Origin of the sequence: Curtobacterium sp. B8 (genome assembly GCF_000333315.1) — a bacterium.
GTDB lineage: Bacteria > Actinomycetota > Actinomycetes > Actinomycetales > Microbacteriaceae > Curtobacterium > Curtobacterium luteum.
Genome location: NZ_BACW01000130.1, coordinates 1 through 5,795, shown reverse-complemented (window position 1 = coordinate 5,795; position 5,795 = coordinate 1). Strand labels below are relative to the sequence as shown.

At 68.5% G+C, this 5,795-nt stretch carries 7 protein-coding genes; all 7 read right to left on the bottom strand.

Going from position 1 to position 5,795, the window contains the following annotated elements:
* On the bottom strand, nucleotides 1-290 hold a 290-nt coding region (pilM, locus tag I59_RS03450; RefSeq protein WP_031272698.1), incomplete at its 3' end, for a type IV pilus biogenesis protein PilM.
* Nucleotides 291-326: 36 nt separating this feature from the next.
* Nucleotides 327-1,166, bottom strand: a complete 840-nt coding sequence (locus tag I59_RS03445; protein ID WP_022902678.1) for an A24 family peptidase — start codon at nucleotides 1,164-1,166, stop codon at nucleotides 327-329.
* Complete coding sequence (locus tag I59_RS22565) at nucleotides 1,163-3,025, bottom strand: hypothetical protein (protein ID WP_022902677.1); 1,863 nt, start codon at nucleotides 3,023-3,025, stop codon at nucleotides 1,163-1,165. The genes I59_RS03445 and I59_RS22565 overlap by 4 nt, the downstream gene beginning before the upstream one ends.
* The gene (locus tag I59_RS03435) at nucleotides 3,022-3,723 is read right to left on the bottom strand and encodes a prepilin-type N-terminal cleavage/methylation domain-containing protein (protein ID WP_022902676.1); all 702 of its coding nucleotides are present in this window, start codon (nucleotides 3,721-3,723) and stop codon (nucleotides 3,022-3,024) included. Before I59_RS03435 ends, I59_RS22565 begins: the two co-directional genes overlap by 4 nt.
* A complete protein-coding gene (locus I59_RS03430; protein WP_022902675.1) occupies nucleotides 3,720-3,953 on the bottom strand; it encodes a hypothetical protein in 234 nt (77 codons plus the stop codon). Before I59_RS03430 ends, I59_RS03435 begins: the two co-directional genes overlap by 4 nt.
* Complete coding sequence (locus tag I59_RS03425; protein ID WP_022902674.1) at nucleotides 3,950-5,101, bottom strand: prepilin-type N-terminal cleavage/methylation domain-containing protein; 1,152 nt, start codon at nucleotides 5,099-5,101, stop codon at nucleotides 3,950-3,952. The genes I59_RS03430 and I59_RS03425 overlap by 4 nt, the downstream gene beginning before the upstream one ends.
* 85 nt (nucleotides 5,102-5,186) lie before the next feature.
* Nucleotides 5,187-5,645, bottom strand: coding sequence for a type II secretion system protein (locus I59_RS23690; protein ID WP_022902673.1), 459 nt, complete (start codon nucleotides 5,643-5,645; stop codon nucleotides 5,187-5,189).
* Between the last annotated feature and the right edge of the window lie 150 nt (nucleotides 5,646-5,795).

Sequence of the window (5,795 nt, the reverse complement as noted above, 5' to 3'; positions counted from 1 at the left end):
CGGATCTGCGCGAGCGGCGCACGGGGCACGGTCAGGTCTCGGGACAGGACCCGCTGGTTTCCCATGCCCAGGACCACGTCCTTGCTGCGGAACCGCCCGAGCGACCACAGACTGCGGAGTGCTCCGGCGACGGTGTTGGCCTCGAGCACCTCACCGTGCTTGGTGGCGTCCAGGGGCACGGGGACCTCGGCGACGCGCACGATGACCGGCTGCGGCTTGCCCGCGTCAGCGACCTCGACCGCCCGGATGGCGTCCGAGCCGATGTCGATGCCGACGATGTTCTTCGCCATGTCGTGTTCCTTCGGGTGGCTTCGGGGTGGAGCTGCTCAGAGGCCGAGCAGCCGGAGGTAGGCGTCCCAGAGTGGAGCGCCGAAGAACGCGCCCACCCACGCGCCGAGGAGCATCCAGGGCCCGAATGGGATGCCGGTCGATCGACCGGCCCGCCGGACCAACAGGAGGGCGATGCCGAAGGTACCTCCGAGCACGAAGGCACCGAAAGCACCCACAGCGAGGGGTCCCCATCCGAGGTACGCGAGCAGGAGTCCGAGCACACCCGCGAGCTTGACGTCGCCGAGGCCCATCCCCCGGGGCACCGCGATCGCCAGCGCGAGGTACGCACCACCGAGGACGGCCATGCCGAGAGCGCCCCGGCCGAGCGCCGTCCAGTCGCCGGAACACGCGCTGGCGGCCGTGAGCGCGACGGCCACCACCGGGTACATCGGGAGCACGATCCGGTTCGGGAGGGTGTGCGTGTCGAGGTCGATGAGTGCGAGGGCGACGCTGCAGGCCATCACGAACAGCAGCGCGACGAGGAGCAGGACCGCACCCGCCGTCTCCCGCCCCGTCGAACCCGCTGCAGGGAGGAACCGGACGGTGACGAGCACGAACAGGACGGCGGTCACCGCTTCCACGAGCGGGTACCGCGCCGAGATGGGCATCGCACAGTCGCGGCACCGCCCGCGCAGTGCGAGCCACGAGAACACGGGGACGTTGTCCCGGCCGCGGATCGGACGCTCGCAGCCCGGGCACGCGGACGCAGGTGCGATCACCGAACGCCCGGCCGGGACCCGGTAGACGACGACGTTGAGGAAGGAACCGATCGCGAGCCCGACGGCGGCGCCGAACGCGGCGACCAGCGCCGCGAGCGACGGGAGGACACCGGTCACGGGAGGGGCACCCCGTTCGCGTCGTACGCCGTCTTGGACTCGACCTGCGTCGCGACGCGGTACGTGGTGACGGTCGGCTGGGGGAACTTCGGCGGGGTGTAGGTCGCCAGACTCGAGTCGAACCGGTACGACTTCTTGTAGCCCTGACCGGAGGACAGCCCGACGGCGCCGCGGAAGTTCTGGGCGATGGAGCCGCTGACGGTCAGCACACCGCGTCCGGCGGTCGACCCCTTCGTCCAGTTCTGCACCACGAAGGTGCCCGTGTTCGAGAGGATCGCGGCATCGATCTCACGGTCCGAGGGGAGGATCGTGCTGCCGGTGGACGTGATGGGGTTCCAGACCCAGACCGCTCGCTGGCCGATGAGCCCGAGGACGGTCGAGGGCGATCGCGTCGCCGGGTAGGTGACGTCGCCGGTGACGTAGAGGTAGTTCTCCGCCGCGACGGTGACGGCCTTGTCGACGACGCCCTCGACGAAGACGTCGCCCCGGTCACAGCCGTACGGAGCCGAGACCGTCACGCCGCTCCCGGCGGTCGGGTCCGCTTCCGAGGTGCTCTTGGACGACCCGATGAACGGGTACCCCACGCCGTTCTGCTTGAGGGTCGAGGCGCTGCCGGACGGCGGGCCGACCGCGGTGCACGCCGTCGCGGTGTTCTTGAGCGCAGCGTTCCCGTTCCAGTAGTTCGGGTCCTGCACGTTCCCGGCGCGGGCGGCGGGTTCGTTCTGCACGTAGACGATGTTGTTCTTCGGGACGGGCACGACGGCTCCGGTGGCGCTCCGGAGCTTCGTCGGGTCACCGCACTTGTTCGTCGCATCAGAGGTCTGGGACCCCTGCGGCCCCGTGATCTGGGCACCCGCGGTCGCCGTCGCTCCGGTGACCTGGGTGACGATCGTCATCGGCGATCGGACGGTCATGGTGCCGTCCCCGTTGAAGACGATCTTCGTCGGGCCGGTGTAGAGGCAGCCCGGACCCTCCACCGTGTTCGTCGTCGACGCGAGGTCCGTGCGGGTGAAGTCCCGCAGGTCACCGATCGTCGCCGGCGGCGTCAGGGTTGACGAGGTCGTCGGGTTCGAGGCGTACCGCCCGACCGTGCACCCGCTGCTCGTGATGCCGTAGACGCTCTGCACCGTGCCGAGGAACTGCGCGCCGCAGACCTTGATCTGGTCGTTCGACCGGACCGGGCCGGCGAGGACGTCACCGGAACCGAACTGGATCTGGTCGCAGGTCCCGCTCGTCGCGACCGGTCGGTAGTCGCTCGTGCACGGCGCCGTCCCGCCCGAGACGGCCTTCTCGTTCGTCACGGTCGGGTCGCCGGACTCGTAGTTGGTGAAGTAGAGGTAGTTGGAGAACCCGTCGGGCCGGACGTTCGCGACCACGGTGCGGGTCGTGTTCCCGGAACGGCCCGTCGACTGGAGACGGATCACGCCCTGCGAGGAGAGCTTGCTGTTGTCCACGGCGTAGCGGAACGAGGCACCACTCGCCGACCCGTCCCCGGTCGGGACCGATACCCATGGCTGACCAGTCTGGTAGTTGAAGGCCGGGTTGTTGCCGGTGCCCTTCGTGAACGTGCTGGTCGATGCGGCACTGAACGGTGCGTCCTTCTGCCCGTAGTTCCCGTACGTGTTGTCCGCGTTGAGCCGGGACTGGTAGTCCGCGACCCCCGCGTAGGCCGCGGCGATCGCCCGGTTCCAGTCGCGGTCGGTCGAGGTGACGCGGCTGCCGGACGTCGCGACCGCGACCATCGTCGCCACGAGCAGCATCACGACGGTGCCGATCCCGATGATCGCAACGAGGGCGATGCCGCGCTCGTCGTCGTGTGCACGGATCGCGAGCAGGCGGGTACGGAGCAGACGGATCACGAGGATGCTCCCATCACGATGTTCGGCAGGCTCGCGGTGTTCGCGAGCGTGACGGCGTTCTTGTCGCTCGCGCTCGATCCGACGGTGACCGAGACCCCGACCGACCGGATGTTCGGGATGTCGACCGCGCCGACCGTCGCCGGGAGCGCAGCACCCGAGGCGTCCGCGAACGTGAAGAGGGACGTGCTCACCACCGACGTCGCGAGCACGCGCGTCGAGGTCGGTGTGTTCGAGAGCGTCGCCGCGTTCGAGAGGGGGAAGGCGTAGTAGGAGGAGTTGCCCGCGACGGCCGTCCCGGACCACTTCGTCTCGGTGATGCGCTTCGTCGTCGGATCGAGGGTGAGCTGCACCTCGACGGGCTGCGACAGCGTCGAGTCGAGGTTGACGTAGGCGAAGAAGCGGATCGACGTCGGGCTCGCGTACTGGAACGCGTACTGCGGGTCGTCGCCGGTGGGCACCGGGTTGTCCGTCGCGGCCCGGAGCACGCGACCGATCTCGTTCATCGCGACCGACGCTGACCGGGTGTTCTGGCTGACCGAGCGCGCGGTCACGGACGCCTTCTGCGAGGAGATGAGGAACGAGCCCGCGATCGTGAGCACGAGCAACGACAGGCTCATCGCCACGAGGAGCTCGACGAGTGTCAGGCCGTCCTCGCCGGCCCGGAACCGTGCGAGCGATCGCTGAGTACGGACGATCACGAGGTCGGCACCGATCGGGGGTCGAGCGTCACCGTGTTGCCGCTCGTCGAGACGACCTGGTTGGACGCGTCGGGGTTCGCCTTGACGTTCTGCGAGTCACTGCTCAGCAGGCCGCCGATCGCGGTGGTCCCGCGGAGGGTCCACGTGCCGAACGGCAGCGCGATGGTCGTCGCCTTCGACGGCGTCATGCCGGTGAAGTAGTAGTCGTGGACGGGGAGCAGCCGGGTCAACCGCCGGCCACTGCGCTGGTGTTCTTCACGGTCGCGGCCAGGACGGTGTCGATGCCGCCCATCTTGACGTCGATGATCCCCATCGGGGCCCGCGCCGTCGCCGTCAGCGTCGTCGTCGGGAGGAAGCCCGGGGTCGTCCCGTCCGACGCGTTGAAGATGTTCGGGGACGTCGCGAGCTTGTTCGACGTCGGCCAGTTGGTCGGGTCGACATCCGTGCAGGTCGACGTGAGACCGCCGGCGATCACGTTCCACTGGTACGGGAAGACCGTCGCCGTGGTCGTCTGGAAGGTGTTGACGATGCCGTTGTACTCGTACGAGACCGGCAGGCTCGCCGGGAGCTTCGCCGTGACGCCGTCCTTGAGGTTGAGCGGGGAGCCGAAGGTCGCCGTGATCGCCTGGTCGTAGAGGAACGTCCTGTTGCCCACACCGCCGGCGACGGTGGCCACCGAGTAGTACGGGGCTGTGGCGCCGAGGGGGTCGACGTTCCCGGCCTTCGAGATGGTGACCCGGTAGGTGCCGGGCGTGACGCCGACCGCGTAGCTGCAGCCGTTCGAGTCGGTCGCCGCAGGGGGGTTCGCGAGGCTGCTCGCGCCGCCCGACACCGGTGTGATGGTCACGGCGACGCCGGAGTTCGGGCCGCCGTTCGCGGTGCGGACCCCGATCACGATCGTCGAGGCGTTGGCGCTCGAGACCGCCGAGGACGGGGAGATCAGCGTGTCCAGGACGACGCTCTTCTGCCGTGGCGACGTCCCACTGGTCCACGACACGGTGACGGAGACACGCTTGTAGGCGAGGACACCGGACCCGGCGCCGCAGGAGTTCGGCGTGTCCGTGCCGTCGGAGTTGATCCAGTTCGTCGTCTGCTTGATCGTGAACGACTGGTTCCCGACGTTCTGGCTCGACGTGTCGTCGTCGAGGGTGAAGACGTCCTTGGTGCTGCGGGCGAGGTCGATCGCCTGGTTCGCGAGGTTCAGAGCGGCCTCGCGCGATCGGTTGTCCTGCGTGAGGTACAGCGTCGACACGATGCCCGCGGCGACGCCTGCGGCGATCATCGCGAAGATCGTCATCGCGACCATCACCTCGATGATCGTGAAGCCCTCCTCGGACTCCCGCGCCGCGCGGAGGCGGTCGACGATGCGCAGCAGCATGCTCGGTCCTTCTCGTTCGCAGCGGACGGGGGTTGTTGCGCCAACGGGCCGCGACGTGGGTCGCGGCCCGTTGGTCGGGATCAGGTCAGCAGCTGGCGCCGTCGACCACACCGGACGTGTCGGACGTGCAGAAGTCCTTGCCGGTCGAGCTGCGGCCGACCACCTTGAACGTCGGAGCCGTCGCGGTACCGCCCGTCGTGTAGGTGATGGTGGTGGTGTCCGCGCCCTGGCTCGCGCCGGCGCTCTTCAGCGCCGCCGTCAGCGGCGTCCCACCGGTCCCGTTCGAGTAGGTTCCAGCGGTCGGGAAGGACCCGTTGGTCGACTGGATGCTGATGACGGCGGTCTTGAAGTTCGTGATGTCCGACTTCGCGGAACTGTCCTTCGCGCTGTTCGTGATGCCCAGGTACACCGGGATGGCGATCGCAGCGAGGATACCGATGATGATCACGACGACCAGGAGCTCGATGAGCGTGAAGCCCTTCTCGTTCTCCTCGAGGAGACCCTTGCGGCGAGCGTTCAGCTTGCCCATGAGAGCGAAGTACATGGTGATTCCGTTCGTTGGGAATGTGAATGGGAATGTGGTTCGGGGCTTGCTCTGCCGCCGCTGACGAGCGTATTCACCGCTGTTTCTGCGCATAATCCCGAGAACGGGGGTGATCCGCGTACCGAAATGCCCCCAGTACCGGGGGTGGCG

Coding starts and splice junctions, on each gene's coding strand:
- I59_RS03425 (WP_022902674.1), bottom strand. CDS start 5,101: ATGCTGCTGCGCATCGTCGACCGCCTCCGCGCGGCGCGGGAGTCCGAG.
- I59_RS23690 (WP_022902673.1), bottom strand. CDS start 5,645: ATGTACTTCGCTCTCATGGGCAAGCTGAACGCTCGCCGCAAGGGTCTC.